The sequence below is a fragment of the Psychrobium sp. 1_MG-2023 genome (assembly GCF_030689115.1).
Classification (GTDB): domain Bacteria; phylum Pseudomonadota; class Gammaproteobacteria; order Enterobacterales; family Psychrobiaceae; genus Psychrobium.
Window position 1 is genome coordinate 61,285 of sequence record NZ_JAUYVJ010000016.1, and the last position, 26,881, is coordinate 88,165.

26 protein-coding genes are annotated in these 26,881 nt (G+C 40.6%); 15 read left to right on the forward strand and 11 right to left on the reverse strand.

Going from position 1 to position 26,881, the window contains the following annotated elements:
- The 8 genes from sfsA (at nt 1) to Q8W26_RS10065 (ending at nt 6,813) form a co-directional block, all read left to right on the forward strand.
- Nucleotides 1–702, forward strand: a complete 702-nt coding sequence (gene sfsA, locus Q8W26_RS10030) for a DNA/RNA nuclease SfsA (RefSeq protein WP_101213750.1) — start codon at nt 1–3, stop codon at nt 700–702.
- A gap of 161 nt (nt 703–863) precedes the next feature.
- Nucleotides 864–1,310 carry an RNA polymerase-binding protein DksA gene (dksA, locus tag Q8W26_RS10035; RefSeq protein ID WP_101213751.1) on the forward strand — a complete coding sequence of 149 codons (447 nt, stop codon included), beginning with the start codon at nt 864–866 and terminating at the stop codon, nt 1,308–1,310.
- 22 nt (nt 1,311–1,332) lie between these two features.
- A complete protein-coding gene (gluQRS, locus tag Q8W26_RS10040) occupies nt 1,333–2,256 on the forward strand; it encodes a tRNA glutamyl-Q(34) synthetase GluQRS (RefSeq protein ID WP_305473253.1) in 924 nt (307 codons plus the stop codon).
- Nucleotides 2,257–2,325: 69 nt separating this feature from the next.
- Nucleotides 2,326–3,717, forward strand: a complete 1,392-nt coding sequence (pcnB, locus tag Q8W26_RS10045; protein WP_101213753.1) for a polynucleotide adenylyltransferase PcnB — start codon at nt 2,326–2,328, stop codon at nt 3,715–3,717.
- 2 nt (nt 3,718–3,719) lie between these two features.
- Complete coding sequence (gene folK / locus Q8W26_RS10050) at nt 3,720–4,205, forward strand: 2-amino-4-hydroxy-6-hydroxymethyldihydropteridine diphosphokinase (protein ID WP_101213754.1); 486 nt, start codon at nt 3,720–3,722, stop codon at nt 4,203–4,205.
- Nucleotides 4,206–4,241: 36 nt separating this feature from the next.
- Nucleotides 4,242–5,039 carry a 3-methyl-2-oxobutanoate hydroxymethyltransferase gene (gene panB / locus Q8W26_RS10055; protein ID WP_101213755.1) on the forward strand — a complete coding sequence of 266 codons (798 nt, stop codon included), beginning with the start codon at nt 4,242–4,244 and terminating at the stop codon, nt 5,037–5,039.
- 33 nt (nt 5,040–5,072) lie between these two features.
- Complete coding sequence (panC, locus tag Q8W26_RS10060) at nt 5,073–5,918, forward strand: pantoate--beta-alanine ligase (protein ID WP_101213756.1); 846 nt, start codon at nt 5,073–5,075, stop codon at nt 5,916–5,918.
- 88 nt (nt 5,919–6,006) lie between these two features.
- Nucleotides 6,007–6,813: an LEA type 2 family protein gene (locus Q8W26_RS10065; RefSeq protein WP_101213757.1), complete on the forward strand. Its 807-nt coding sequence runs from the start codon at nt 6,007–6,009 to the stop codon at nt 6,811–6,813.
- A 179-nt stretch (nt 6,814–6,992) separates the two neighbouring features.
- Here Q8W26_RS10065 and Q8W26_RS10070 read toward each other — a convergent pair whose 3' ends face one another.
- The 8 genes from Q8W26_RS10070 to Q8W26_RS10105 all read right to left on the reverse strand — a co-directional run bounded on the left by Q8W26_RS10070 (nt 6,993) and on the right by Q8W26_RS10105 (nt 16,649).
- Nucleotides 6,993–8,006, reverse strand: coding sequence for a sterol desaturase family protein (locus Q8W26_RS10070; protein ID WP_101213758.1), 1,014 nt, complete (start codon nt 8,004–8,006; stop codon nt 6,993–6,995).
- Nucleotides 8,007–8,069: 63 nt separating this feature from the next.
- On the reverse strand, nt 8,070–10,301 hold the full coding sequence (locus tag Q8W26_RS10075) for a TonB-dependent receptor domain-containing protein (RefSeq protein WP_101213759.1): 2,232 nt from the start codon (nt 10,299–10,301) through the stop codon (nt 8,070–8,072).
- A 13-nt stretch (nt 10,302–10,314) separates the two neighbouring features.
- Nucleotides 10,315–11,604 carry an imelysin family protein gene (locus tag Q8W26_RS10080; RefSeq protein WP_305473259.1) on the reverse strand — a complete coding sequence of 430 codons (1,290 nt, stop codon included), beginning with the start codon at nt 11,602–11,604 and terminating at the stop codon, nt 10,315–10,317.
- A gap of 161 nt (nt 11,605–11,765) precedes the next feature.
- Entirely contained in the window at nt 11,766–13,511 is a 1,746-nt protein-coding gene (locus tag Q8W26_RS10085) for a DUF4856 domain-containing protein (RefSeq protein WP_101213761.1), read from the reverse strand.
- Between the two features lie 251 nt (nt 13,512–13,762).
- Entirely contained in the window at nt 13,763–14,227 is a 465-nt protein-coding gene (locus tag Q8W26_RS10090) for a chemotaxis protein CheX (protein ID WP_101213762.1), read from the reverse strand.
- Between the two features lie 25 nt (nt 14,228–14,252).
- Nucleotides 14,253–14,696 (reverse strand): transcriptional repressor, encoded by a 444-nt coding sequence (locus tag Q8W26_RS10095; protein WP_101213763.1) that lies wholly within the window; start codon nt 14,694–14,696, stop codon nt 14,253–14,255.
- 189 nt (nt 14,697–14,885) lie between these two features.
- A complete protein-coding gene (locus Q8W26_RS10100; RefSeq protein WP_101213764.1) occupies nt 14,886–15,941 on the reverse strand; it encodes a sensor domain-containing diguanylate cyclase in 1,056 nt (351 codons plus the stop codon).
- Between the two features lie 111 nt (nt 15,942–16,052).
- Nucleotides 16,053–16,649, reverse strand: a complete 597-nt coding sequence (locus Q8W26_RS10105; RefSeq protein WP_101213765.1) for a helix-turn-helix transcriptional regulator — start codon at nt 16,647–16,649, stop codon at nt 16,053–16,055.
- A 190-nt stretch (nt 16,650–16,839) separates the two neighbouring features.
- Between Q8W26_RS10105 and Q8W26_RS10110 the strand changes: the two genes are divergently transcribed.
- Entirely contained in the window at nt 16,840–17,322 is a 483-nt protein-coding gene (locus Q8W26_RS10110) for a hypothetical protein (RefSeq protein WP_101213766.1), read from the forward strand.
- On the opposite strand, the gene Q8W26_RS10115 is transcribed toward Q8W26_RS10110, so the two are convergent.
- On the reverse strand, nt 17,289–17,579 hold the full coding sequence (locus tag Q8W26_RS10115; RefSeq protein WP_153071473.1) for a carboxymuconolactone decarboxylase family protein: 291 nt from the start codon (nt 17,577–17,579) through the stop codon (nt 17,289–17,291). The two genes, Q8W26_RS10110 and Q8W26_RS10115, sit on opposite strands and share 34 nt — an antisense overlap.
- Nucleotides 17,580–17,937: 358 nt before the next feature.
- Here Q8W26_RS10115 and Q8W26_RS10120 point away from each other — a divergent pair, with 358 nt between their 5' ends.
- The 3 genes from Q8W26_RS10120 to Q8W26_RS10130 all read left to right on the forward strand — a co-directional run bounded on the left by Q8W26_RS10120 (nt 17,938) and on the right by Q8W26_RS10130 (nt 19,461).
- Nucleotides 17,938–18,282: a 5-carboxymethyl-2-hydroxymuconate Delta-isomerase gene (locus Q8W26_RS10120; protein WP_101213767.1), complete on the forward strand. Its 345-nt coding sequence runs from the start codon at nt 17,938–17,940 to the stop codon at nt 18,280–18,282.
- A gap of 43 nt (nt 18,283–18,325) precedes the next feature.
- Nucleotides 18,326–18,661 (forward strand): hypothetical protein, encoded by a 336-nt coding sequence (locus tag Q8W26_RS10125; RefSeq protein ID WP_101213768.1) that lies wholly within the window; start codon nt 18,326–18,328, stop codon nt 18,659–18,661.
- Between the two features lie 350 nt (nt 18,662–19,011).
- Complete coding sequence (locus Q8W26_RS10130) at nt 19,012–19,461, forward strand: hypothetical protein (RefSeq protein WP_101213769.1); 450 nt, start codon at nt 19,012–19,014, stop codon at nt 19,459–19,461.
- Nucleotides 19,462–19,709: 248 nt separating this feature from the next.
- Here the strand turns inward: Q8W26_RS10130 and Q8W26_RS10135 are convergent, their stop codons facing one another.
- Nucleotides 19,710–22,976, reverse strand: a complete 3,267-nt coding sequence (locus Q8W26_RS10135; protein WP_101213770.1) for a S41 family peptidase — start codon at nt 22,974–22,976, stop codon at nt 19,710–19,712.
- 520 nt (nt 22,977–23,496) lie between these two features.
- Here Q8W26_RS10135 and Q8W26_RS10140 point away from each other — a divergent pair.
- Nucleotides 23,497–23,967 carry a hypothetical protein gene (locus tag Q8W26_RS10140; protein ID WP_101213771.1) on the forward strand — a complete coding sequence of 157 codons (471 nt, stop codon included), beginning with the start codon at nt 23,497–23,499 and terminating at the stop codon, nt 23,965–23,967.
- A gap of 155 nt (nt 23,968–24,122) precedes the next feature.
- Here the strand turns inward: Q8W26_RS10140 and Q8W26_RS10145 are convergent, their stop codons facing one another.
- A complete protein-coding gene (locus tag Q8W26_RS10145) occupies nt 24,123–24,632 on the reverse strand; it encodes an alpha/beta hydrolase (RefSeq protein WP_305473265.1) in 510 nt (169 codons plus the stop codon).
- A 595-nt stretch (nt 24,633–25,227) separates the two neighbouring features.
- Here Q8W26_RS10145 and Q8W26_RS10150 point away from each other — a divergent pair.
- Together Q8W26_RS10150 and Q8W26_RS10155 are read left to right on the forward strand one after the other, a co-directional pair.
- Nucleotides 25,228–25,797 (forward strand): hypothetical protein, encoded by a 570-nt coding sequence (locus Q8W26_RS10150; RefSeq protein WP_101213772.1) that lies wholly within the window; start codon nt 25,228–25,230, stop codon nt 25,795–25,797.
- Between the two features lie 64 nt (nt 25,798–25,861).
- A complete protein-coding gene (locus Q8W26_RS10155) occupies nt 25,862–26,521 on the forward strand; it encodes a hypothetical protein (RefSeq protein ID WP_101213773.1) in 660 nt (219 codons plus the stop codon).
- The last annotated feature ends 360 nt before the right edge of the window (nt 26,522–26,881 follow it).

The following is a 26,881-nucleotide window of genomic DNA, read 5'->3' on the forward strand; positions in this document are numbered from 1 at the left end:
ATGGAATTTGAACCCTCGTTAAAAAAGTCGACCTTAATTAAACGTTATAAGCGTTTCTTAGCGGATGTAGTGTTAGATGATGGCACTGAAACGACCCTCCATGTCGCTAATACTGGTGCGATGACGGGCTGTGCACAGCCGGGAGATTTAGTGTGGTATAGCACCTCGCCGAACCCTAAACGGAAATACCCGTTTAGCTGGGAATTAACGCAAACACAAGCTGGTGAATTTATCTGTGTTAATACCATTCGAGCCAACCAGTTAGCCGTAGAAGCTATTTCAGCGGATTTTATTGAACCTCTGACGGGATACTCGACTCTAAAAACAGAGGTAAAGTATGGTGATGAAAATTCTCGAATTGATGTTTTATTAAGTGACGATACGCGAAAAGATTGCTTTATTGAAATAAAAAGCGTTACTTTAGAAGTAGAACAGGGCAAGGGTTTTTTCCCCGATGCGGTCACTGTACGTGGTCAAAAGCATTTACGAGAATTAACACAAATTGCTCAGAGTGGACAGCGGGCTGTGTTGTTATTTATGGTGTTACATAGTGCGATAAAAACGGTGTCAGTGGCTGATTGGATTGATCCTGAATATGCTCGCTTATTAAAAATCGCACAAGATGAAGGTGTTGAAGTCATGGCGTGGGGCTGTGATATGTCGCCATCAGGAATTAAAGTCGCACGACAAATATCCGTTTAATTTTGATTAAGGGGGTTGAATTACGATAAACAGCCCCCATTTAATGGCAAAGATATTTTAGGTAATAAATTGCCAAAAAGAATTTTATTTGCTATAGATAGCGCCCCGTTTTTTTAAGGGACAAGAATGTAGCGAATGTTGGCTAGTACAGGAGAAACGAAATGCCTACAGAAAAAGCTAAAAAAATAGGTGTCATGGCGCTGGCTGGAGTAGAGCCTTATCAGGAAAAACCTGGTGAGGAATACATGAATGAAGATCAGTTAAATCACTTTAAAACTATTTTAGAAGCATGGCGCAACCAACTTCGTGAAGAAGTTGACCGTACCGTACATCATATGCAAGATGAGGCAGCAAACTTCCCAGATCCTGTGGATCGTGCTGCACAAGAGGAAGAGTTTGCATTAGAGCTTCGCACCCGAGATCGTGAGCGCAAACTAATTAAAAAAATTGAAAAGACGCTTGTATTGATTGAAGAAGACGACTTTGGCTTCTGTGATACTTGTGGTATCGAAATCGGTATTCGCCGTTTAGAAGCGCGTCCTACAGCCGATCAATGTATCGATTGTAAAACGCTATCTGAAATTAAAGAACGCCAAATGGCCGGTTAATTTCAAACGTCAGAAGGGGAGTATGCTCTCCTTCTGTCCTTTCCCTGTTTGTATGTCTTGTTCTCATCACACACCTTATCGTGGCCGCTTTGCGCCATCGCCCTCAGGTGATTTACACTTCGGTTCATTGGTTGCTGCATTAGGCAGTTATCTTGACGCGCGTGCGCATCAAGGTCAGTGGCTAGTCCGAATGGAAGATATCGATCCCCCGAGAGAAGTTGCAGGCGCAAGCGTGTCTATTTTAAATACGCTTGAGCAATTTGGCCTGTGCTGGGATGAACCTGTGGTGTATCAAAGTCAACGTCATGAGTTTTATCGAGATAGTTTGGCTAGCATCAGCGCTAACCATGCCTGTTATGGCTGTGATTGCACTCGTAAAATGATCATGCAGGGCGGTGGGTTATATCAAAGTCATTGTGTTGATAAAGCTGTAGAGTCGCTAGCGAACCCTCATTCGATTCGTTTTAATAATCAACAGGGGTTAGATCACTTTGATGATCGCTTGCATGGTCGTGTTACCGTGGCACAAGATTTTGCCCAAGAAGATTTTATTTTAAAGCGTAAAGATGGTTTATACGCTTATCAGCTGGTGGTCGTGCTTGATGATATTGATCAGAAGATCACGGATATCGTTAGAGGTAGTGATTTACTAGAAGTGACCACGCGTCAAATGACGTTATATCAGTATCTAGAGCAACCCTTTGCCCGATACCTACATTTACCACTCGCTGTGACTGACAATGGTTTAAAGCTGAGTAAACAAAATCATGCTAAGGCCTTAGATTTACAAAACAAGCGTGGCCTTTTAATTGACGCGCTATCTTTTCTAGGGCAAAAAGTTACACATGAATATCAGGACTTTACAATTGAACAGCTGTTAGAGTTTGCAGCAAAAAATTGGTCTCTTAAGACGATGAGTAAACAAGCTCAAATAATTAGCTATTGAGATAAAATATAAGCTTATCTTTTTGGTGCGGGTAGGGTATTATTGCCCGCTTAAATTTATGTATTTTTAATGGGGTGTGTTATTTTTTCTAAGGTTATAGGGCTATGCCGTAAAGTTATTGGTAGTAGTACGTCACCAGTTGATGAAGTTGCTGGTGCAACAACCAGTGGTTTAGCTGTCGAGACTATTCCTCGAGAACAACACGTTGTTTCACGTTCAAATATGAGCGTAAATGCAATAAAGGTCCTTAACCGCTTAAACCGCCATGGCTATAAAGCCTACTTAGTTGGTGGTGGCGTGCGTGATTTATTATTAGGTCACAGCCCAAAGGATTTTGATATTGCAACCAATGCCACCCCAGAGCAAATTAAAGAGCTATTTAAAAATTGTCGCTTAATCGGACGTCGTTTTCGTTTAGCTCATATTTTATTTGGCCGTGAAGTGATTGAAGTGGCAACCTTGCGTGGTCACCATCAAGAAACTGACGAAGGTAATTTATCGAAACAAAACGATAGTGGCATGTTATTACGCGATAACGTGTACGGTACTATCGATGAAGATGCTGAGCGTCGTGATTTTACAGTTAATGCGTTGTATTACGATATTGCCGATCATTCTATTATTGCCTATGGCGGTGGTATTAATGATTTAAATAATGGCACGTTACGCATGATTGGCGATCCTGCAACCCGTTATAAAGAAGATCCTGTGCGCATGTTGCGCGCGATTCGCTTTGCAACGAAGCTAAACATGACTATTAGTGAAGAAACGCGTGCGCCTATTAAGCCAATGTCGCACCTAATGAAGTCAATTCCTGCTGCGCGTCTATTTGAAGAATACCAAAAATTATTTTTATCAGGTAAAGCGCTCGACAACTATAAACTGTTAAACGAGTATCAGCTTTTCGAATCACTCTTCCCTATGTGTGCTGACTTGCTAGAAGACAACCAAGGCGGTAAAGAAGATAAGTTATTCCAGCTAGTTTGTGCCAATACCGATAAGCGTATTGCTAGTGAGCAACGTGTTACACCGGCGTTTATTATTGCTGCATTTTTATGGTACCCAATAGAAGTGCAAGCTCAGAGTGTGATGAATGAATCAGGCTTGAGTTATTACGATGCGATGATGGTTGCAATGAATGATGTGTGTGACGCTCAGTGTCGTAGTGTCTCTATTCCTAAACGCTTCTCGGCAATGGCTCGAGATATGTGGGGACTGCAATTACGCTTACCGCGCCGTAGTGGTGCAAAAGCATTTAAATTGCTAACTCACCCTAAATTCCGTGCTGGTTATGATTTATTGCTTATTCGCGGTGAGATCGAAGGCGGTGAAGTCGCTGAATTAGCACAATGGTGGACAACGTTCCAACACGCACCAGAAAAAGTGCAGCGTGATATGGTCCGTAAAGTCAGTGGCCCACGTCGTAAACGCCGCAGCCCTAAGAAAAAGACTCAGGACTAAATATGACCCGCTGTTATATTGGTGTCGGTAGTAACTTAGGGAACCCTGTAGCGAAAGCGCAAACAGGAATTGCCGCCGTTGCGGCACTGACTCAAGTTACACTTGTTGCGCAGTCGTCTCTGTACTCAAGCAAGCCGATGGGGCCGAGCGATCAGCCTGATTACGTTAATGCCGTTATCGCTATTGAAACAGATTTAAGCCCGCTAACATTGCTTGATGCATTGCAAACAATTGAATTAGAGCTTGGCCGTGAGCGAAAAGATGAGCGCTGGGGGCCACGCACTTTAGATTTAGATATCTTGTTGATTGAACAGCAGGTTATTGATAGTGAACGCTTAGTCGTTCCTCATTACGGGATGAAATCTCGTGAATTTGTATTATATCCATTGGCTGAAATAGCGCCTAAATTAGTATTGCCAGATGGTGATTCAATCAGTAAGTTGATAGCTACTTGCCCTAGAAACGGTTTGCAAGTACTTGAACAGTAAAATTGTCAGCTGAACGTATTTTCGAGTGAGGAAAGGATGAAAAAGAACATAACTAGCGCCAAGCTAATTCAAAAGAAAGCCGCCGGAGAAAAGATCTCTGCATTAACTGCATATGATGCAAGCTTTGCTGGCGTATTTAGTGAACAAGGCGTCGATGTGTTACTTGTCGGTGACTCACTTGGTATGGTGTTACAAGGCCATGATTCAACACTCCCCGTCACTGTCGACGATATCAGTTATCACACACGCTGTGTAAAAGCGGGTAATAAAGGCTCATTATTGATTGCCGATTTACCGTTTATGTCATACCCAACACCAGAGCAAACCTGGGCAAATGCGGGCAAGTTAATGCAAGCAGGTGCTAATATGGTTAAGCTTGAAGGTGGTAAATGGCTATTAGAAAGCATTGCTGGATTAACTGAGCGCGGTATCCCAGTATGTGCTCACCTTGGCTTAACACCTCAATCGGTTAATGTGTTCGGTGGCTATAAAGTCCAAGGTCGCGAGCAAAGCCAAGCTGACTTGATGGTTGAAGAAGCATTAGCATTAGAAGGGGCTGGCGCTCAATTGTTAGTGATTGAGTGTATTCCAAGTTCTTTAGCACGCCGTATCAGTCAAGCGTTAACTATTCCTGTGATTGGTATTGGTGCAGGTGTTGATTGTGATGGTCAAATCTTAGTAATGCATGACCTTTTAGGTATTTCTACTGGATATATTCCTAAGTTCTCTAAGAACTACATGACATTAACGGGTGATATTCATAAAGCGACGGCAGCGTATGTCGATGAAGTAGCAAACAGTGTGTTTCCGGGGCCAGAGCATAGCTTTGAATAGCCCAGCGCTGTAGAAAAGATAGAAAGAGATATTATGTTAGTTGTTGCACAAACAAACCAATTACGTGAACAAATAAAAGCATGGCAACGAGCTGGTGAAACCATTGCCTTTGTTCCGACGATGGGAAATTTGCATACTGGGCATCTTACCTTAGTGGAAGAAGCTAAGCAGCGTGCAACTAAAGTGGTAGTCAGCATTTTTGTTAATCCAATGCAGTTTGATAATAAAAATGATTTAACCAATTACCCTCGTACGCTAGAGCAAGACAGTGGCCAACTTATTGCGCATGGCGTGGATATGTTATTTACTCCGACACCCGATATCATGTACCCAAAAGGGCTTGATGCACAGACCTTTGTTGAAGTCCCAAACATTAGTAATATTTTCTGTGGTGAAAGTCGTCCCGGACACTTTCGCGGTGTTGCCACTATCGTTGCCAAGCTCTTTAACTTGGTGACTCCTGATGTTGCTTGTTTTGGCGTTAAGGATTACCAACAGCTTAGGGTAATCAAGTTAATGGTTGAAGACTTGTCAATGGATATTGATATTGTTGGTGTCGATACGGTGCGAGAAGAGAGCGGTTTAGCTAAAAGCTCGCGTAATGGTTACCTCAATCAACAACAGTTAACTGTTGCACCGTTACTGTATCAAGTCATGCAACAACTCGCTGCAGAAGTGAGTAACGGACAACGTATTGATATTGCAATTGCGAAAGCTACCGAAACACTAAATCAAAGTGACTTCACAACAGATTATATTCGTGTTCAACGGGCAGATAACCTCGGCGATGTGACGGATAATGACAGGGAGTTAGTGATCTTAGCGGCGGCAAACCTAGGACCTGCACGATTAATCGATAACTTAGTCTTTAAGCGGTAGGCATTATTGACACATTACGTCATAATAATATTATCAATATAAAAAGGAGCATTTAGCTCCTTTTTGTTTCATTAGGGATAATATAATCATGAATACATCTTTGTTAAATCGTGCACTGTGGGTATCTGGTGCAATTATGCTAACGGGTTGTGCCGCCGTGGAACAGCAGCTAAAGCAGCATGTTAAAGCGCCACAAGTAAACTTTAAAGCCATGGCTTTTGGTGACGTATCCAGCCAAGCGATTGGGTTTAAGCCAACTTTTACCGTAACAAATACAAACTTATTTTCGGTGCCTGTTAATTCGGCGAGCTATCAGCTAACTGTTAATGGCCAACCTATGGTCAATGGTAATACTGACACAATAGGCCAACTAGCACCTAATGCTCCAAAGGATGTCACGTTAGATATCAACTTAGCCAGTGAGTCGCTCTCGACATTACAACAAGCGCTGTTTAAAGATAAAAAGGTCGATTATCAAGTATCGGGTGATTTAAATATTATGGGACTGACTGTCCCGTTTTCACAATCATCTACCTTGTTTGTGCCTGAAGTGTCAGTGAGTAAAGTGAATGTGGTCAAGGCATCGATGAAAGAGGTTCAACTGATGGTGTCATTTGCCATTGATAATAAGAACGATTTTACTCTACCATTGCAAGATCTGAGCTACTCTGTATCGACGGCCGCTGCACCGTTAATTTCTGGTAACTTAGCAAATCAGAAGATAGGCCAAGGAGCTAATGTGATTGAGTTGCCATTAACACTTAAAACCAGCCAATTAGTTAGTAATGTATTAAGCTTGATGAAGAACCCGAATGTACCATTGACGGTTAAAATTGATAGCCCGATGTTTAACTATCAAAAGACAGAGCAGCTAAATCTAAGTAGCTTGTTTTAGAGGGGCCATCTATTTTTAGCCGAAGTCTTTCTGTCATCCCGGTAGTGTTTTTAGCCGGGATCTTTTGGTGTGGGCAACACTTTAAAGTGCGTAGATAGCGGCATGAGATTCCCGCCCAAAAGGTTGCGGGAATGATGGGTCTCTTCGTCGTACTGAAACTGTTATATTCAGGGGACACTTTAGCTGTCTGGTTTTACTCGTGCAATTAGGCGGGTAATTGGCTTAATGCAGCATAAAAATGACAACTTAAAGGGCATTAAATAAATTTCAGTTAAGCTTTGATGCTCTTGATTCTTTTTACTTATCCCAAAGCTAATCTTACTTGGTTCAGCGACTGTTGAGGCCAGCACATGACAACCAAACAGTTTATCCCAAATCGCTAATGCAGAACCAAAGTTACGATCAAAGTGCTTCACTTGATTGCTGTGGTGAATTTGATGCTGTGCTGGACTAATAAAAATATATTCTACCCAATTCCCCCAGCTAAGCCAAATATGCGAGTGGCGTAAATTCGAGCCCATGATGTTAAATAGAAATACAAAAGCATTCGCTCCTAGAATGTCTATCATCGCGAGAGTTGGGCCAAAAAGGTAATAAGATAGTCCAACCGCAATACCTTGCGTTAGTGCCATTCTAGAGCCGTAGAGTAAGCTTTCAACTGGGTGCGAGCGGTAGATAGTCATTGGCGTTAGTACTTTAGCGGAATGATGGACTTTATGAAACTCCCATAACGCAGGCACTTTATGTAACAAGTAATGGAGTAAAAAGCGGGTGAAGTCATCAAAGATAAATAAGATTATTGTAAATGACAGCATGATTGTAGTGGATGAAGCATCGATATAATCTCGATTACCAAAATACTGTTCTAGGCTACTGGAAAAGCTTATTGCTATCGGAGCCATAGTCACTAACACTGGGATAATAGCAAAGGCTTTTAAGAGTCTATTGACGATAAAAATAACATAATCATGCCTTGCCGATGGGTGTAACCAAATGTCTTTGTTAAACAGGTAATCGGTTAAGCGATGGCTATTGCTTATCGGTTGGCCCGATAATGAATGTTGTGGTTTTAATTTGATGAGCGCTAAGGTTAATACCAGCGAAGATAAAATATATAGCCAAAAGATTCGTTGGTTAGCATCGAGAAAATAAAGGCTTGATTGATATAATGTGGTTGTGAGTGTGTCGAGCAAGGAAGCCACCCTAAAAGAAAATAGCGAGTGTAAACTAGGTAGTCTAGTTTACACTCCTGTGGCTTAGAATGAAATCTTGTAGCCAATCATTACTTGACGAGGCTTGCTTGGGCGAGCGCCGTATGGGCGATGACTGATGATTTCAACGGTGTCGAAAATATTATCGACTTTAAAGTAGATGTCACCATCATCGCCATCACCAATTTGGTGACTAGCTGAGAAATCAACAACCGTCAGAGCTTCAGTCTTACTACCGACGTAAGAAAGATCATTACCCTCCCCAGCAGTTTCAATCATCTCTCCAACGTATTTAGTCAGTAATGATGCCTGCCAGCGATTCGCTGATAGACCAATGGTGAATGTCAGTTGATGTTCTGGCAGGTAAGGTACTTCATCACCAGCCTCTACCGTACCCCATAGTGGGAAGTCAGAAACAAAGTTTTCTTTAAACTCTGACTTGCTATAGGTGTAAACAGCATTAATTGGCATATCGATGCTATCGCTAAGAGCGAAAGTATGTGACGCCGTCGCCTCTAAACCGTAGATATCGACTTGCCCTGCATTATATTCTTCATCGATTACGGTACAGTTAGCTGACGCTGAGAAAGTACAGCTTTCTTTTAGATTACTAAAGTCGTTGAAGAACACAATCGCTTCAGCTTTGGTTTCACCATCGTTATAGCGCGTACCAATTTCATAGTTAATGCTTTCTTCGGCTTTAGTTTCAGGTTTTTGCATTGGGCTTGTTGGCACATAGCCTTTATTTACGCCAAATAAGAAACCGAGCTCATTGCTGGCCTTATAAAACGCACTAATACCAGGTAGCCAAATACGACTTTCTTTTTCTAGCCAGTCATTAGCGTCTTTGCTGTCTTGATAGCGTGCATCAATAAACTCACCACGGATACCAGCGGTTAATGTGAGATCGTCTAGTGTGACACTATCTTGGAAATACACTGAAACTGCAGTTGACTTTTCACTGTTAAAATCAGTTTCTGTTGGCGCATCCGTGGTACGTTTCACTAACTGGCCGCTGCGCATATCAAACACATCTGTGGTATGCATACGTTTGATTTCATCGACGTGATAGCGTAACCCGACTTCGATTTTATGCTCTACGCCAGCGAATGTTAACTGATGTGTTAAATCCGTTTGGATACCATGTGAGAAATATTCACGGGCATTATCACCAAGTACTAACGCTTGGTTATTACCTTCTGAATCGTTTTGACCCTTTAAGATCTCAAGGTATTCAGGATGAAGGCCTTGCTCAGGTTTTGCGATGATGCTATCAAGCTTAACGCTTGTATCGTTAAAACCATTAAGCTTGTTCCATGAGCGCTCGAAATCATTACGGTATGCGCGCGTTGTCACGGTAAAATCTTTACTTTGAATGAAATGAGTCAAGACTAGGTTGCTGTGAGTCCAATCCATTAAATCGTTTTGTGTTGCTGCGTAACGGCGATTAGAGTCAGCATTAAAATCTTCTTCGGTTAGGCCAAGATAGGTTTCGTGAGACACTTCTTCATCATAGCCCGCTTTAAACTCAACGAGTTGCTCCAGATCTTTGCTTGATAAATCGTAATTTAGTTTAAGCATGTACGAGCTTTTATCAAAGCCAGTTTCACCGCCAAAGTCGAGATTTTTAAAGCCATCGGCTTGAACATTAATCGCTTCAAACAAATAACCAAACTTATTATCCGTTGCGCCATAATAACCGTGTAGCTTTTGATAACCGTCAGCGCCGCCAGCGATATCAACACCGCCAGCTTTATCATATGGAATAGGGCGAGTGGTTAGGTTTAATGCACCAGCGACTGTATTTGGACCATATTTTATTGAAGCAGGACCTTTAAATACTTCTACTCCAGTTATGCGGCTTACCATTGGGAAATAGTAGGCAGCGGAAGCAGAGTAGGGTGCTGGAGCGATTAAAATACCATCTTCCATTAGCGCAATTTTTTTACTACGCTCAGGGGTTGCACCTCGAAAGCCAATGTTTGGGCGCAGACCATAACCGTCTTCTTGGCGAATGTTAACGCCGGGAACGTTAGCTAAGATGCGGTTAATATCATCGTATTCGAAGCGTTCTAACTCCGTTTCGTCAATAAAGGTGGCTGAGCCACCTTCAGTGCGAAGGCCGTCGCTGTGACCAATGATACGAATCTTTTCTACCAGCTTTTCATTGGCGGTTTTTTCTTGTGATACGCGTACTTTTTTCTCATCGTCGTCACTAGCCATTACTGGACTAACAATTAACGCAGAAACAATCGATGCAATAACAGTTTTTTTCATGATACTACCTATATTAATCGTTATCGCCAGCGGCGGTTTTTGGCAGTTTTAATGCCAGAGAATTAATGAAATCAACTTTTAATTGATCGGTGACGTCTTTAACATCCTGATGAGATTGTTCAGCTTTGCTAGGGTCGTCATTTAGGCTTTGCGCCAAGCTGACTTGGTAGCTTTCTAATGCTGCAATCGCCGCATTAGTATCGTTTAACATTTTCTCTGCTGTCGCGGTGTCATCAATATCAATTAAGTAATCATCAAAACCAATGGTATTGGCTGGATCGCTACCTTCGCCGTTAAAGAGTGCTCTAAAGGCTTTGAGGTTGCTGATCATGTTTTCAATAGAGTGGTCACTATATGGTGACTCGACACTTTCTGGACAAACACTGCCTACACCACCACAGTCATTACTCGTTAACCCTAATGGTGTTCCTAACTTAAGGTCTTTAGTAATTTTATCGAGGTAAAACATCGCATCGCTGATTGCGTTAACACCGTCATGCGCTGTGGCGTATTTATTATCAGCTTGGCCAGCTTGTTTTAACACGGCAGCATAACCATTGTTACCGCTCCACTGTTCCACTATCGTGGTTGCATTATTGTTAAGGTCGGTAGCCACTTCAACTGCGAAGTTACAACGTAATACACGGCGTTCGTGTTCTGTTTTATCTGGCCAGCTGGCTAAGATATCTTTAGTGCTGTTACAACTATGTTCTGTCGTTGGGGTAAATAATAAATATTCTAAAACATCTAAGCCACGGCGTGTTGCTGTTCGCTTAGTAATGTCGTATGGCGTGGAATTGACCGTACCTTGCTCAAAAAACATCACGTCTTGGTCGACGCCACAGCTGCTCACGGTTGGCCATGAATAGATGGTATTACGTAATGTTGCCGAGTTAGTGGTTAATGGACCAATTTGCATCACTTCAGCGTGTTGCCACTGGCTCATACTGTTACGCCAGCTAGTTTGCGCTGTTGCTAATGCATCATCAATAGGTTGACGTGCATCGTTTGTTTGAAAATTATTTTCTAATTGACAGTAATCGTGGATCGCTTGTTGTTGAGCTTGACTAAGTTGTTCAAATTTTTGGTAAGCCGGTGCGATGACGTTGTCAGCTAGATTAGCTAATAGTGCTGTTTGATTGAAGTCATCGTTTGGGTTGGTTGGTGGTGTTGGGTTAGTTGGGTTTTTATCACCGAAACCATCACCAGCAGTACTTGAGGTACTTTCACCACAGCCAGTCATTAATCCAGCTATCACTGTGCATAAAAGCAGTGGGCGAAAAGAAGAAACTTTACTCATCATTGATGCCTTAAAAAAGAAGTCAGAGAACGTAATAAATTTGCAGGGTATTTAACCACAAATGAGAAGGATTATCATTAGTTTTAGTAAAAAAAAGACAAGCACATTACTGAGCTTGTCTTTTCTAATCTTTTTATGATTTACATCAAACCAATGAGTGGTGGTTACCAGTCAGCAACGTTCTCTGCATCAAATTCATAAGCAGCTGCTAATAGCGCTCGAGCTTCTAACAACTCATCTTTATATGCAGGTACTTCAGCTGCAGTAAGGACTGGCTTCATACCAATTTTATCTTGAATCATTGCAAAGTCTTCGGCAGAAACAGGGCTTGATGGGTTAAATTGTAAGCTTAATGCGAAACCTTTTAACTCTGACCAGTGCTTAGCTAAATCGTTAAAGTCATCTGAAGTGTAACCGTCAGTGCCTAACTTCTCTAAATCAGCGATTGTATCGTTGACGTAGTGAACAGCTGTTGCTGCAATCGCTTTTTCCCAAGCCATAACCGCTTTTTGAGCTTCAGCTTTAAGTTCAGCAGCTTGTTCAGTTGTGAATTCACCACCAACCGCTTGAGCAATGATGTGACGACCTTTTAAGAAAGCATCAAACGCATCTTTAGTAAAGTCTGTTGGGTTTGGTTTGTCTGCTGTGTTGCGGTCACGTTTTGCTGCATTGGTTGAATGACCAAAGTTGTACTCAGACATTAAATCAATTTTGCCATCAGCATTGCTATCGTTAAATACTTGCCATTCTGGGCGACCGCCTTTTCCAGCAATTTCATCATCTGAGTATTCGTGATAGTTTCGAGCTGCACCGAAGTAACCGAAACCTTCATCAAACTGATGCTCTAATGCTGTGTATGGCTTAGAACCATCTTTATCGCCAGTAATGTTACCAGCTAACAAGCCTTTACCTTCGGTCGCGTCATCTAGGTAATCATCCGCTGCTTGTGAGAAGTTAACTGCACCCATGATGAACTTCTGTACTAGTTGACGACTATTAGTACCATCTTCGTTAACGTATAGTTTTGTGATCGTTTCACCGATAACATTTTCACGCGTTGAGCCAGCTTTAAATGTATCTAAGTTAGCCGCTAGTTGGTCAAATAATGCAATAACAACGCCATCAGGAGTCGCTGAGCCCTTAGCGTTCCAACCCACTAAGTCAGTATCCCAGTTCTTATCTTGCGTAGCCGAATCGCGGTTAGTGCCATCAAATGCACCGTCTTTACCAGCGATTTTGCCTTGTAGGTTTTTATGAGAACCACTTAAGCTTCCGTAAGTTGTTTGAACAGCTTCAGGTTCTGTTGTGAACTCTAACGTGTCATCAACACTTTCATTCCACTCATCTTTTGTACCAGCATAACGGCTCATCAGTTCAGCTTTTAATGCTGCGCCATCTTCAAATGTATCTAGTACAGTTGAGGTTGTTTCTAGTGTACCGATGAAGCTAAATAATTCTTTAATCAATACTTGGCGAGCGATTTGACCAGAGTAAGCAACACTTGATTCACCGTCAGCATTTAAGAAATCGTATGAATCTAACTCGTTAGTTACTGTTAGTACGATGCTATCGCTAAATGTGTTGTCTTTTTTATCAGTGACAGTGATTCTCACAGTCACTTCTTGCTCAGTTTCAAAATCGATTGATTGGTCAGCTTTTAACTTAAGAGAAGAACCTGAAATTTCAAAACGTGCATCGTCAACAGCGTAAGTGAATGACTCGTTAGAGTCTGCATCTGTTGCACTTAGTGTACCGACAGTTTGTGCTACTGCATTCTCAGTAATTTCAACTGCTGATAGTGATACAGCTGTTGGTGCAGTGTTTTTGTTGTCGCTGCTACCACCACAGGCACTTAGGCCCAGTGAAAGTAATACTGCTGATGCAATAGTAGTAAGTTTTGAATTGAACATGCTAACTTCCAGTTAAAGTAAATAATTGTGCAGTAGTTTACACGATGACTAATGATAATCAATATCATTACCGTATTTATTTAACGTTTTGTTGAACTTGAATAATGTTATTTTCGTTTTTTGTTTAAACTCAATGCTTTAGGTGTTTTTTACGTGAGGGCGGACTTGTTGGTGGAGTTTTGAGGTGATAGCTGGGGGCTATTTACACAGGTAATCTAGTTAAGATTGCCTGTGTAATTACACTTAATTTGTTACTTATCGAAACAAATTTCAATAACGGCATTACCATCAGGCGAAGTAAATGGGATCATTATTTTTGTACCGTCAGACATATGAGAAATGCTGTGGTTTTTGCCTGAAACAACAACAGGGGTTGCCATATCAAATTCGTAACCTTTGTTGCCTAGCAGGTTTTTTGCGCCACCTGTTACCATGTTGGTGATCTCACCAACCATATCGGTTACTTCTTCGTTAATTTCACTAGGGCTTTCACCCAGCATGCGGTGCATGATTTGTAATGCTAAAGATTCTTCAAAGGAAATCGAGAGTGACCCTTTGGTATTAGGGCCCACCATTCCGATGAGCCCGGAAACGTCACCGTGAGCGACTTCATTTTTCTTTAATGCGGGTTTTCCAGGTTTCAACGTAGTGCTGGCCATGGTGCTTAATACATTAAGCAAAGAGTCTAAAAAAGGATTAATAAAATCAACATTCATGTCTAACTAATTTCCTACAATGTTGTTAGTCTACTCGGCAATGATGGCAAAGCCCTCGTGCCTCAACTGTTTGTGTTTTGATTTGAAAGTCATTCAAACGTGCTTGGTCATTTAATGATTGCTGAATCTGTGGCGAATGAATTTCCTGTACTTCTTGGCACTTTTCACAAATGAACAGCTGTAATTGATGTGTATCTGAAAAATCATTACAGGCAATAAATGCATTTTGAGATTCAACTCGGTGAATAAAGTGCTGTTCTAATAAAAAATCTAAAGCGCGGTAAACGGTTGGTGGCTTTGCAGCGGTATCTGTCTCTTTTAATTTATCGAGTAAATCATAAGCACTGATAGCTCCGCCATGTTTAAGCATCAACTCTAAAACTTTTTTACGCGTTATTGTAAATCTAGCACCGCGTGTCTCGCACATTTGCTGAGCTTGCTCTAATAACGACTGTATATTTGCTTGCATTGAATTATTTTTTTATATTTGATTAATTTAACCATATCATGGCTTACATCATTTAGTAATAATTTAGGGCTTTAAAATAGTAATTTATTTTTTGATTGCCTCAATTATGTTCAGTCTCTTCTGGGCTTTAGAAATTATCATTCTTTATATTATAGTCTGTATTTATATTTTGTATGTTAAGTCGTAGCATCATAAAAAATCTGGATGATAATACTCTATTCGATTTCGCCCGTTACGTTTCGCTTGATATAGTGCTTGGTCTGCTTTTGCTATCAATTCATCAACTTTGTGGGCAAACGCCATATTGTCATGGTGCATTAACTCGAAATAACAGGCACCAATTGAGGCGGTAATTGTTGAATCAAGTAGATCGATACTTTGGATATTTGTCATTATTCGCTGGTAGACGCTTTGCTCTTGCCCTTCCTTAGTGTCTGGAAGCCACAATAAAAACTCTTCGCCGCCAAAACGGGCAATGAAATCGTAATCTCGTATCGACTGCTTTAGTTTCTTTGCAATACTAATGAGTATTTTGTCACCTACTTGGTGGCCATGTTTGTCGTTAATGTTTTTGAAAAAATCAATGTCAAGAATCATCAAATAGCCAGAGGAGCTGTGGCGAGACAAGCGGTTGATATCTTTTTTAAGGTGTTTGAACATACCACGGCGGTTTGCAATCCCAGTTAATGGGTCTGATAGCGCCTGTTTTTTTAATTTTGCATTCAGTGCTGTTAGTTTAGCTTCCTGTTTACGGCGGATTATTTCTACCTCAATCCATGACGCCATAAGTTGAATAACATCAAGGTCAAACTCATGAAACTTGCGCGGGTAAGGTTTGACACTTGAGAAATTAAGCGTGCCATAGAGCTCACCCTCAATGAATATTGGCACACCAATATATGATTCTAAACCAAATGCACTGTAGGCTGGATGTGTTGCGTAATGATCATTAATCGCAAAGTGCTCAACTGCAATAACACTTTTCTCACGGCAAGTAATTTCGCAATAAGTATTTTTGTACTCAAATTGATCGCCTGGAGCCATCTCGACTTCATCAGGTGTGACACATTGGATAACCGTGTATGTATCCCCCTTGATTCTAGATAAAATACCAATATCAAGGTTGAGCCGTTCAAGCCCCATATTTAGAAGCTCAATGACTTGTGCTTCAAAACCATCACTGTACTTGTTGGTAATTTGATAAAGTCGTCTAATAACGACCTCACTACTACTATTATGTGTCATATCAAATCCTTTAGTTTAAGCAGCTGAATGCAAAAACAGAGGCAATTACACTAGCGCTCTTCATGAATATTATAGTTTACATTACAGCCTTTTTTACATGCTGCCTATCAATCATGTCAATAACTTTAGCAATAATATATAACCAATACCGAATATAAAGATAAAGACGCCAAACGCCATCAGCCCGTTATTTTCACTGCTGCTAATTTCTCTCTCTGCTATTAAAGTGTATACAAACGGGGTGTTGGCTATTGCTTGAATATATTTATCACCGAGGTATTGATCCGTTAAATGGTAGTAAACGTGCGTTGCTTGCTCTGACGGAGCTTGCACTAGCGACGTTTGCTTTAATCCTGTTGGAGCTTTAGACATTGTATGTGAAGGCTGCGCTTGATAAGTATAGTAGGTTGTTGGGTATAGCAAAGAAAAGTACCCAAGCAAAAAAGAAAGTAAACCTACACCAATGATGGCTACAATGCCAAACCTAGCATAAAGACTCACCCCATGACTGGGCAAGGATGGGACGAGCGTTTTTTTATCGATGGCATAAGCAACGCAAATCTTGTCGATAACTTCGTCGGAAGGCTGGAATAGTCCATTTTCTAATTTTGATAAATAAGATTGCTGAATGTCAATTGCGGCAGCTGCTTCTTTTTGTGTCCACTGTTTATTTTGCCGTAAAGTTAATAATTGACTCGCAAAGTCCATGTCTTGATTTCCAGCATAAATTGATGAGTACAATTATGCATTAATTGGTATCACTTAAAAAAGAGGAAAAGTAAAATTCATCGCAATGAATATGATGAATTTATATGAATATCAGTTTGTTATATTGTTTGGTTCTTTTTTAGGTGATGTAATAGGCACTAGAAAAACACTATTAATGTAAGGAAGAATTATGTTGAGTAAAAAGTTAGTATCTTTGTTTTTGTTCTGTGCTAGTTGGTTGGCATGGCCAACATATGCGCAAGAGGTTATTTTCATTGAAGCTGAGATCTATGATGTGCCACAACGTTATAAAAGTAGTGAGCTTCCGATTCAACTTAAACATGCAACGCTAGATAGCGCTCCGCAACTAATGACAGCGTTAGGTCAGTCAGCTGTGATTGAGATTGGGTTAGAAAGCGAAGAAGGTCAAGCTATCGATATGATGAAAATGACGATAGAGACCAGTAAAAAGAACAATAACTTTGCCCTTGAGTTTAAATTATCACGTCAAGATGAGCAAAGCATCAGTCGTGTAGTCGATAATTCATTTGGTCAAACGCTGGTGCTATCTTCAACATTAAAAGGTACAGTCACCATTGCTAAAGTGAAAACGACAAAGTTCGACAATTTAGCGCTTGCTCAAGCTGCTCGCCAACAAAAAACTGAAAAATAATCGGTGAGGAGCAGCTTTACATTGTTTAGCTCTTCAACACATGCTTGATAAGTCGCTTCAGTGACGCCATGTGATGATACATGGGTGATTTCTTTAGTTAACGTTAATACTGCGCGCTCAGTATTATTGAATAATGGAGACTCTTGCCATGCCGCTAATGCACATAGTCGTTGTTCAGTTTCACCCTCTTTACGAGCATGAGTTGTGTGCTTACCTGAGTGGCAGCCGTCATTACACGAAGGGTCTAGCGGCGACATTTATGCTGTCTATCATGGCAGCAAATATCCTAAACCGGTGCTCCGAGCATTCATCGACTTTTTACTTGAAAAGGTAAAGAGTAACAGCCTACTTTAACGACTCAGCATCATAAGAGTGTGTTTGGTGAACAATTTGCTTACTTAATATTTAGATGAACGGGCGACTAAAGTCTAAGTTGGTTGTTTTAGGGACGGTTTGTTTGAAAAAAGCACAATGGCTATATGATGACTTATTAAGTATTCGTCGAAAGTCGCTTATTAGATTGATCAAACTGAGCTTCTACTTTAAATTGTAAGCTTGCACCGCGAGAGGGTAGTGCATGATTAATTAAATTTACACACCCACGTAGGAGTTTTTATGCCACATTTTGTGATCGATTGTTCATCCGCTATTTTAACAATGCACCCTGAAGAAGTAATAAATGAGCAAATACATCTTGTCGCAAACTCGGCGGGCTTATTTGATGAAAATGATATAAAAGTTAGGGTCAACCCATTTAGCACTTATATCGTGGGAAATCAAAAGCAAAACTTTATTCACGTCTTTGGCAATATCATGCAAGGTCGAACTACCGAACAAAAAGCTGATTTGTCACAACGTATGGTAAGTAAACTTGCTGAGCTATTTCCAGATGTTGACAATATATCTATGAATATTAATGACTTTGAAAAAGCCACTTATTGTAATAAGAAAATGCTATAAGTTATTATGCTCGTTCAAACTATGAAGGACGAAAAATCAAAAAATGGATGAATTGCTCGATAAATTAATCAACCAAGGGTTTAAAGCTAAGCAAACTAACAATCGGATTAAAGTTACTTTGGGTGGTTTAGCTAATCGTGTAAACATTTCTTATGATATTGCGACAAAACGCTTTGAATTACACACTAATGACCTAATTCATAGCCTATGTAGCGCATTGTTTTTATTGCTTGGTTTAAGTGCAGTGACTGATCATCAAGGCTTAAACTCTTTTTACGTTGTAATTGGCTCGTTGGGTTTTCTGATGGTGTTGTTGACTGAATTAAAAGTACGGAAATTATCCGATTACGTCGACTCATTAAATGGTGCCTCGCCATAATAGGGTTTGTTGGCAGAGCTCTAGCTTACCCATATATGCCCCCCAGTGGTGTTTAAACCTGAATCTGTGTCGTATTTAAGTTCTATCTCAACCTGAGGTCCTGAATAACACACTTTCAGGACGACGACATTCGGTTATTTCATTCGTGGTGAATTTACCCCTATATGTCTTCCCGGTAATGTTTAAGCCGGGATCTTTGTCTTGCTTAAGTGTTCTGTTTTATCTCACCGTGAGGCCCTCAATAACATACTTTAGGGGGATGCTGTAAACGCCGTTCAATGGCGGCCTATTACCTGTGAGTGAGAAAAATGTTATTCTAGCGACAATTTTTTATTGTTTGGGAATACGTTTTGAAACTTAAGCCGTCTTTGTATAAATACTTTCTATTTTCTATCATTATTTCGCTTATAGTGAGCTTTTTTTATCAATGGTTTGTCTATGATGAAATGATACCATTTCTGCTATTGTTAGTGCTGCCGCTGCTATTGAGCTGCTATCGCTATACTGATGGCTACTTTGCTAAAAATGCGTTAGGTAATTTGATAAAAAGAAACGATGACAAGCTTGATTTTTCACGCTTGCAGGCAATGCCTCTAGCTAAAGTTGTCCCTCAGCAATCGATAGCGGTTGAACGAATTTCAACGATCACGGCGAGTAATAATATGCTATCTATCATTCTAGATGGCAATGGTAATGGAGTTGATTTTTATATGATTGCTAGTAATGATGAGATCATTGAGCATCTTCGTTCATTGCTCAGCGAAACTGAGCTTGATGCGATCGAAATGAAATCTGTTTAGACGATTCATTGCTTGTAATTACCAAGCGTCACTCTGAATAACCGATTTTCAGGGGGACGGGCAATTAACACCCTGCATCGTCGTTCCGGCATGTTGTTAGCCGGAATCTCTCTTTTTAAAAGCAAAACAAGACCCTGAATAAAAGCATTTCAGGACGACAATATTTGGTTGCTTCAAACAACACCAATAAAAAATGCCGCTAGGTTTCCCTCGCGGCATTTTTGTTAATCAAGCGGTGATTCACCTGCCTATTTAGGCAAGATATCGTCCGCAGGTTGTGGGTTCTTAGGGAACGGTTTTGCCTTCAATGGCTTAATTGGTGACTTCTTCATTTGACCTTTTAGATACTTAATCGCTGTCTCTAATTGAGCATCTTTACCATTAAATGTTGCATGCGGTAAATTATCCACCTCAATTGTTGGCTCGACACCACTGCCTTCAACCACCCAGCGGCCGTCCATTGCATATTGTGGGAACTCAGCAACACGGGCCATACCGTTATCAGATAAACGGTTCATGCCACGAAGCCAAACGCCCGCACCAGCTGTTTTTTTACCAATGACTGGAGCAATATCAAGTGCCTTAATACCCGCCGTAAATGTTTCACCATCAGAGTAGGTGTATTGATCGGCTAACACGACGAGGTGACCACGGAAAGTTTGCTGCATATTCGTTGACGCTTCACCAATTGGCGCTTGCCAGAACATCCACGCACGACGTAATAACTTCTCAATGATCCAGCTATCAATATTACCGCCATTGTTACGACGAACATCGATAATTAAACCATGCTTGTTGTAGTTGGCATAAAACTCACGGGCAAAGCTTGCAATATCTTTTGCGATCATTGCTTCTAAGTGTAAATAGCCGATTTCTTTATGCGCTTTCTCAACTTTTATACGATTGTTATTCACCCAATCGTTATAACGTAGAGTTCTATCGGTTCTAGGTGATGTCGGTGTCACAATGGTTTGTACTGCTTTTCTGCCACGTTTTAGCGAGAGTAACACTTGCTTACCCGCTTGATTGCGTAATTGGTGGTTAAGATCGGCAACAGACTTAATTGTTATGCCATTAATTGCGGTAATGATATCGCCATTTCTTGCATCTACACCCGGACGTAATAATGGTGAGGCTTGACTAGGCAGCTCTTTATCAAATTGATAAATGTGTTCAATTAAGACACCACGGCGACCTTGAGTTAGTACCGCACCTAAGGTAGCCGTTCTAGCACTATTAGCATCTTTAGGAACATCACCACCACGTACTTGGGAGTGTAGAGCGTTAAGCTCACCCATCATCTGAGCAAAGATATCGTTTAGCTCGTGTCGATCGGTAATACGGTCTAACAGCGGTTGATACTTTTCTTTGGTTGCTTGCCAATCTAAGCCGCGCATGTCTTTATCAAAGAAAGAATCGCGATGCATAATCCAGGCGTCATGAAAAATTTGATTCCATTCATGGCGAGGGTTAATCAGCAACTGCCAATCTTTGGTGACAACTTTTGCGTCTGTTAAATCTGAAGGCATCTTGCCGCCGGCATCAACAATATAGAGCTTGCTGTTGTTACCACCCCTGAGTTTAACAAACATACGCTTGCCATCATCAGATAAGCTGTAATCGGCTACATTGTTAGCAAATTGAGTTAACTTAGGTGACGGTTTGATTTTAATTGACTGAAGCGTTGGCTTCGTCTTTGGTTCATTCACGCGGTCGGTTAGATAAAGGAACTTATCATTGACGCTTAAGCTGGCGTAGTTGCCTGATGGTACTGGTACTTGCCATAGGCGATCGGTTAACCCTTTCCAATCGACAGAGCTGTTCTTTTTAGCCTTTTTATCTTCTTTCTTATCTGACTTATCATTGTGTTTAACCATCAATTCATTGGCGGTTTGAAATGGGAAGCTGGCATCTTTCTTTAATGAATAAGCAAATACTTGGGTTCTGCGATCAAACGTAGTACCAAGGTTTCTATCACCCCACGGTGAGGTTGGACTGGCGGTAAATGAACGATCTGATAAGAAATAAATCCAGTTACCATCTGGGCTAAATGCCGGAGAGAATGAATTATATTTATCACTGGTTAGGGTCAGTGATTTGCTACTATCAATTGAAAAAAGTTCAACACGGCTGCGCTCATCCTTCTGATGACTGCGGGTTGTTGCTAATAATTTGCTATCAGCCGACCAAACCACGCGAGAGTATGGGTCGAGTCCAGCGCCCATACTCATGATTTTCTTATTTTTGCCTGTGTTGATATTTAGCAGCCATAGATCACCATTCATATCATCGTGAGCTAGCCACTGACCGTCTGGAGACAATGAAATGTCCCAACGGAAAATTGAACCGTTGTCGGTTAATTGTTTCGCGTTATCTGAGCCATCGGCAGCATATTTCCATAGCTCCATTTCACCACTGGTATCATTAATGGCGTAAACCCACTTACCGTCATGACTAAGAATGGCTTTACGCGTTCTTGATTCAGGTTGTGTGGCAATTTCAACTAAGCGTGAGTTATCAATGCTAGCGACAGCGACGCGTCCGCGAGCAGTGATCACCACTTTGTCGTCATCTGATGCTTGGCGTGTTGATGTCGCATATTTAAGTGGTTGGTTGAGCCAATGTTCACGTAAATTAGGTAAATCTGAGGTGAGTTCGATGGCTAAGGTGTCACTGTTAGCGGCGTTTAAGTCTAATAACTTAAGATCGGCGCCTAACTGATAAATGATCTTACCTTGATCTAATTTAGCCGAGCGTACTGGCCAGTCTTTATAACGAGTAACTTGGCGTTGCTGACTGCCATCAAGGTTCATAGACCAAATGTTATCGTTACCGCTTGCATCGCTAATAAAGTAAAGCGTGTCTTGGTAAACCATAGGTTGACGTACCGAGCCGATATGATCTGTAGTGAGCTTTTTCGCTTCTTTACTTGAACCCAAACGGTATGACCATAGCTCGCCCTTAGCCCCACCGCGATATACCTTGGCATTATCGGTTGAAACTTGTAAACCAAACTGTACGAAATAGATGTTCTTATTATCTTGGTCGATTGCGCCTTCAATAGCATCAGCTAGTGGGATGGTGCTGGCTACGAGATTTTCTGGGTCAACTTGGCGTAAAGTCCAGTTACCTTTGGGACCAACACGGTTGTTACTGCTATACAACACTTTATCGTCAGCGGTCCAGCCTTGCAGTTTAACTGCACTGTTTTCAAAACTAATACGCTTGGCAATACCACCATTGATGCCAATCACATAGACTTCTTTAGTGCCTTCATAGTTAGCAACAAACGCCACCTGACTGCCATCGTTTGAGATAGCTGCTTGCGTTTCTTCAGCAGGGTGGGTGGTTAAACGACGGGCTTGGCGCTGGTTCAGTTGGCTAACCCACAGGTCGCCTTCAGCGGTAAAAACTAAGGTGTCTTTATGAATATCTGGCGAGCGGTAATAACCGGTAGCTGCGGTCGCAGAGCCGCACAAGCCAAGAAATAATGAAAAAGCGAGTTTCAACTTCATTGTTTATTCCTACGTTATAATTATATGAATATTAACTTTATTTAATTTTTTAATATATTGGATACCATTTTGTCGACTTATCATATAGACATTCATTGTCGGAGTCGACCAAAGGCGAGTATGTGTTTAATAAACTAGCAAACAAGTACAGATGCGTTGGTGTCGCTGATAAACGGAGCGTAATCTTAGTGTTTCATCGAGAGGTTTTGGCCCTCATAAAAAGTTATTTATGGGTAATTTTCTAATTTTATTGGATTAGATAATCCTAAAATACAAAAATCAGTGCGCGTTAATAATTTAATCAAATTAACATTGGCGCAGGGGACATTTTCTCCTTTGCTTAGCAATCTAATTGATGAGGCAGCGCTAGGGCTGCATTTATCTAGGAGCATTTAGCTTATTGATTTTAATTGCTTAATAAATTAGATTACGCCTGTAAGAGAAACTATTGGAATTGTTGGTAGTTTCGATTGATATATTATTAAACAACTATTGATAGTGTCGAGACAAGGATGAGTCGATGAAAAAATTAGTGTTTCTAATTGTGCTGGCCGCAATTGGGCTTTATTACTATAACGGAGTTGATAGCAACCCTTCAGTTATTGAGCAGCCAGTTTATCTGGAGTCTCGGGTTTACTTCTCCGTACCGAACAGTTCCAGAGAGTTAGAGTTCGTTTTTATGGGCGAGATGGTCTCGCAAAGTGATTGCACAGAGCGAAGTGGTAATTATCCAAGCAAGCTACTCGAAAAATGTCCAGAATGCATCATCAAATCTTCAGAGTGTAAATCAGACATCCACAGTCAATACCAAAGCTTATTCGTCGATGAAGCCATGAGTACAACTTATCTAAGTTTAACCAAGGGTAATCGGTTTGAACGTAATGCTCGATTAGTCGTCTGGGGCTTAAGCGATAAAGAAGCTAAATTAGTTTGTCGTGACATGAAAACAAAAATACTAGCCAATTATGAAGGAACAGCTAGATGCATCTGATGGCAATTGCGTTAACGCCTGATTGCTCTAATAATTGTTTGTCGCAGCAGTGATAATCAACCATCGTGGGCGGCGGCAAAAGAGCTAGCGATTAAAAGCTATCGTTAAGTCGAGCAATTTGGGGTGTTAATCCGTCATAACTTGCTCTATTTTAGTTAGGTTGCTGTAGGCTTTATCCTAATTAAAAAAGCACGGAATAATTCACACACTTGCTCAAGTGAGCTATTTAAACGGTGGTCGCCGTCAATTAAATGCAAGGTGCATTGTGCTCTTTGGGCATATTGGATTGAGTGCGCCACTGGAATCACATCGTCAGCCCAGCCATGAATGATCTCAACAGGACATGGCGGTGTTAAATAAGTTTGCTGCTGATAATCTGGCATAAACAGCGCGGGAGCTAATAAAAACAATCCTTGTGGCTGGTGGCTAGCTGCACTAACCAATGAAACATAACCGCCCATACTTGAACCCACTAACACATAAGGCTCGTGTAGCTCTGTTAAGTAACTATTTAGCTTATCGACTCTTTGGTCTGGATCACTGAGCTGTGTATAGTCAATGCTATCAACAGTAAACCCCAATTCTTTTGCAATACTCGCTAACTGCGTTATTTTACTGCCCCAAGGGCCGCTTTCTTTGCCGTGTGAGAAGATGACTTTGATCATTGGAGTCCTTGATGTCAGGGAGTTGAAGAAAAGCTAACTGTCAGGGGATTATATAGTGGCAGTTATTTTCTTGGTATGGTTAATTTAAATATGATTACACTAGTTCTGTGCGGGCATCGCCTTTAGCGTTTATGGCTCGCGCTGTTCTTGACCCATTAAGTTGCAACGACTTCCTTCGGATGAATTCGAGCTTTATCCTTGGTTACGATTTACATAACTATTTTGAAATATAACTATCTTGAAATGTTTGGCTTATTTTTTAGCGAAAAACCATTAACCTAATTTAAGCATAAGACTTCCCAATCATGCTACGCAATGACTTTTTACCCGCACACAATCAAGGTTTTTGTAAGAGCTTAGCACTGCCGACACTTGGTTTTAAGGGCGTTTTTTAAGAAAACCACAGGTTAGATTGTAAATAAATGAAAAGTGAAATGTCCAAACTCTTTTTCTTGAGAGAATATTTACAAATAGCCATTTAGCTTATTGAGTTTCGTACTTTTCTAAATTAGATTAGCCAATCAATGCTTGTTTAATTGGCTTATTTTAACTCGATGATTAGACCGCTATTTGCCCAGATGGATTTGGAGTTTTTATGAAGTTTATATTTGTAGATGCTGAAAATGTTGGCTCAAAAGAAATTGAAAAAATTAATCCTACAATTTCAGATAAAGTGATGGTTTTTTCAAGAAGTGCAGCCGTAAAAGAGGTATGTGAAAGAAAGCTATTTTTATATCTATCTGGTTACCCTGTCGGATCAAATCAAGCTGATTTTTACATTATTGGTAATGCAGTCGGTTTAGTTGCTTCGTTATCAGAGTCGCAACGTGAAATGAGTCAGTTTGTTCTTTATTCGCGAGATAATTCACTAGTCACAGCATTTCGTTTTCAATGTCAGCTGCATAAAGTGAAATATTTAATTGCCCTTGAGCCAAAAGCCATCGTTCAGAAAAGTCAGCCCCCTGTGGTGAGTAAGATTGAAAAAAGTCTTGAACAAACTGTCTTATCACACTTCAATAGCGAAAACACGATTGAGTTCATTAGGAAAAAACTGAAGAGGTCTAAATCTGAGTTTACGGGGGTTATTAATAATCTAATTAAAGCCAAAAAGATTAAGCGGGTTTCTAAAAATAAGAAAACATGGGTTTGTACTTCGTCTAGGTAGGTCTTTAAAAGAGAACGTCGAGTTAAAGTTTGCTCTTATTAACTATTTGGGAAGTGACCAGCTTATGCCTCAGTTCATTGAAGTTGATATTATTATTCCTGCATTAGATGCGGCTATTCAACAGGTTGCTCTATTGAGTTTAGATAAAATAGGGTTAGATGTATCTGACTTTCCGTTTTGGCTTGCGATTATTGGCTTTCCACTCGCAGTCTTTGATACATGTACTAAGCATATTGCAACAGCACTTAACATTGTACTCCACAAAACCCATAGAAACTTACGGGAATTTACTGGCGTTTTGATCCCTGTGTTTTCTTCTATTTCCATATTCATTTTCATTATGTATGTCTCTTATCAACATGGGCTAATTTCGCGTCAAATTACACAAAATGAGCTTAGCCAAGTGTTGTATTATTTATTGTTATTTTTAATATTTATTGTTATCTGTTTAGTTATCGCTTCGTTATCACGACTAACAGGGCAAGGTAACTATGTTACAGGAGTCGGCTTTTTAATGGGAACGGCTTCAGTCTTTATTGAGGTTATACAAAAATATGGATTGATTGGGCAAATAAGCTGTGGTGTTGCCGTCGGTCTTACTTTTTGGCTTTGGGTCTATGGACGTAATTACAATATTAGGGCTGAGAAATTAGCGCAGGCAAAGGCTTTAACTACGGAGTCGCGAACATGTCGACGGAAACCTTTATCTGTACCCCAACGTTAGAACTATCGCATTTCGAACGCTTCAATGCTTGATTGGATTGGTATTACTTAGTACAGGCGTTTTTAATTCCTTAAGGCGTACTTTGGGCGTTCTTTTCTACTGGTTTTCCTGATGGTGTACCATTGATTGATCGTTGTTTATTTATTTCAATTCTCCCTTACTTCTCTTCGTGCAGTGTTCCCAGAACAAATAAAAGCAGATTATCTAACCTTTTAGTTATTTAGCTTGTTGATCTTATTAGTTTTATAAACGTAAGCGGTCAATTAACCCCACCTACCAATGCTAATGGGCTTTTAGAATAATAACCTCACTATTTATCCACTTGAGATTATTATGGCTAAACACAAAAAATCAGCACAC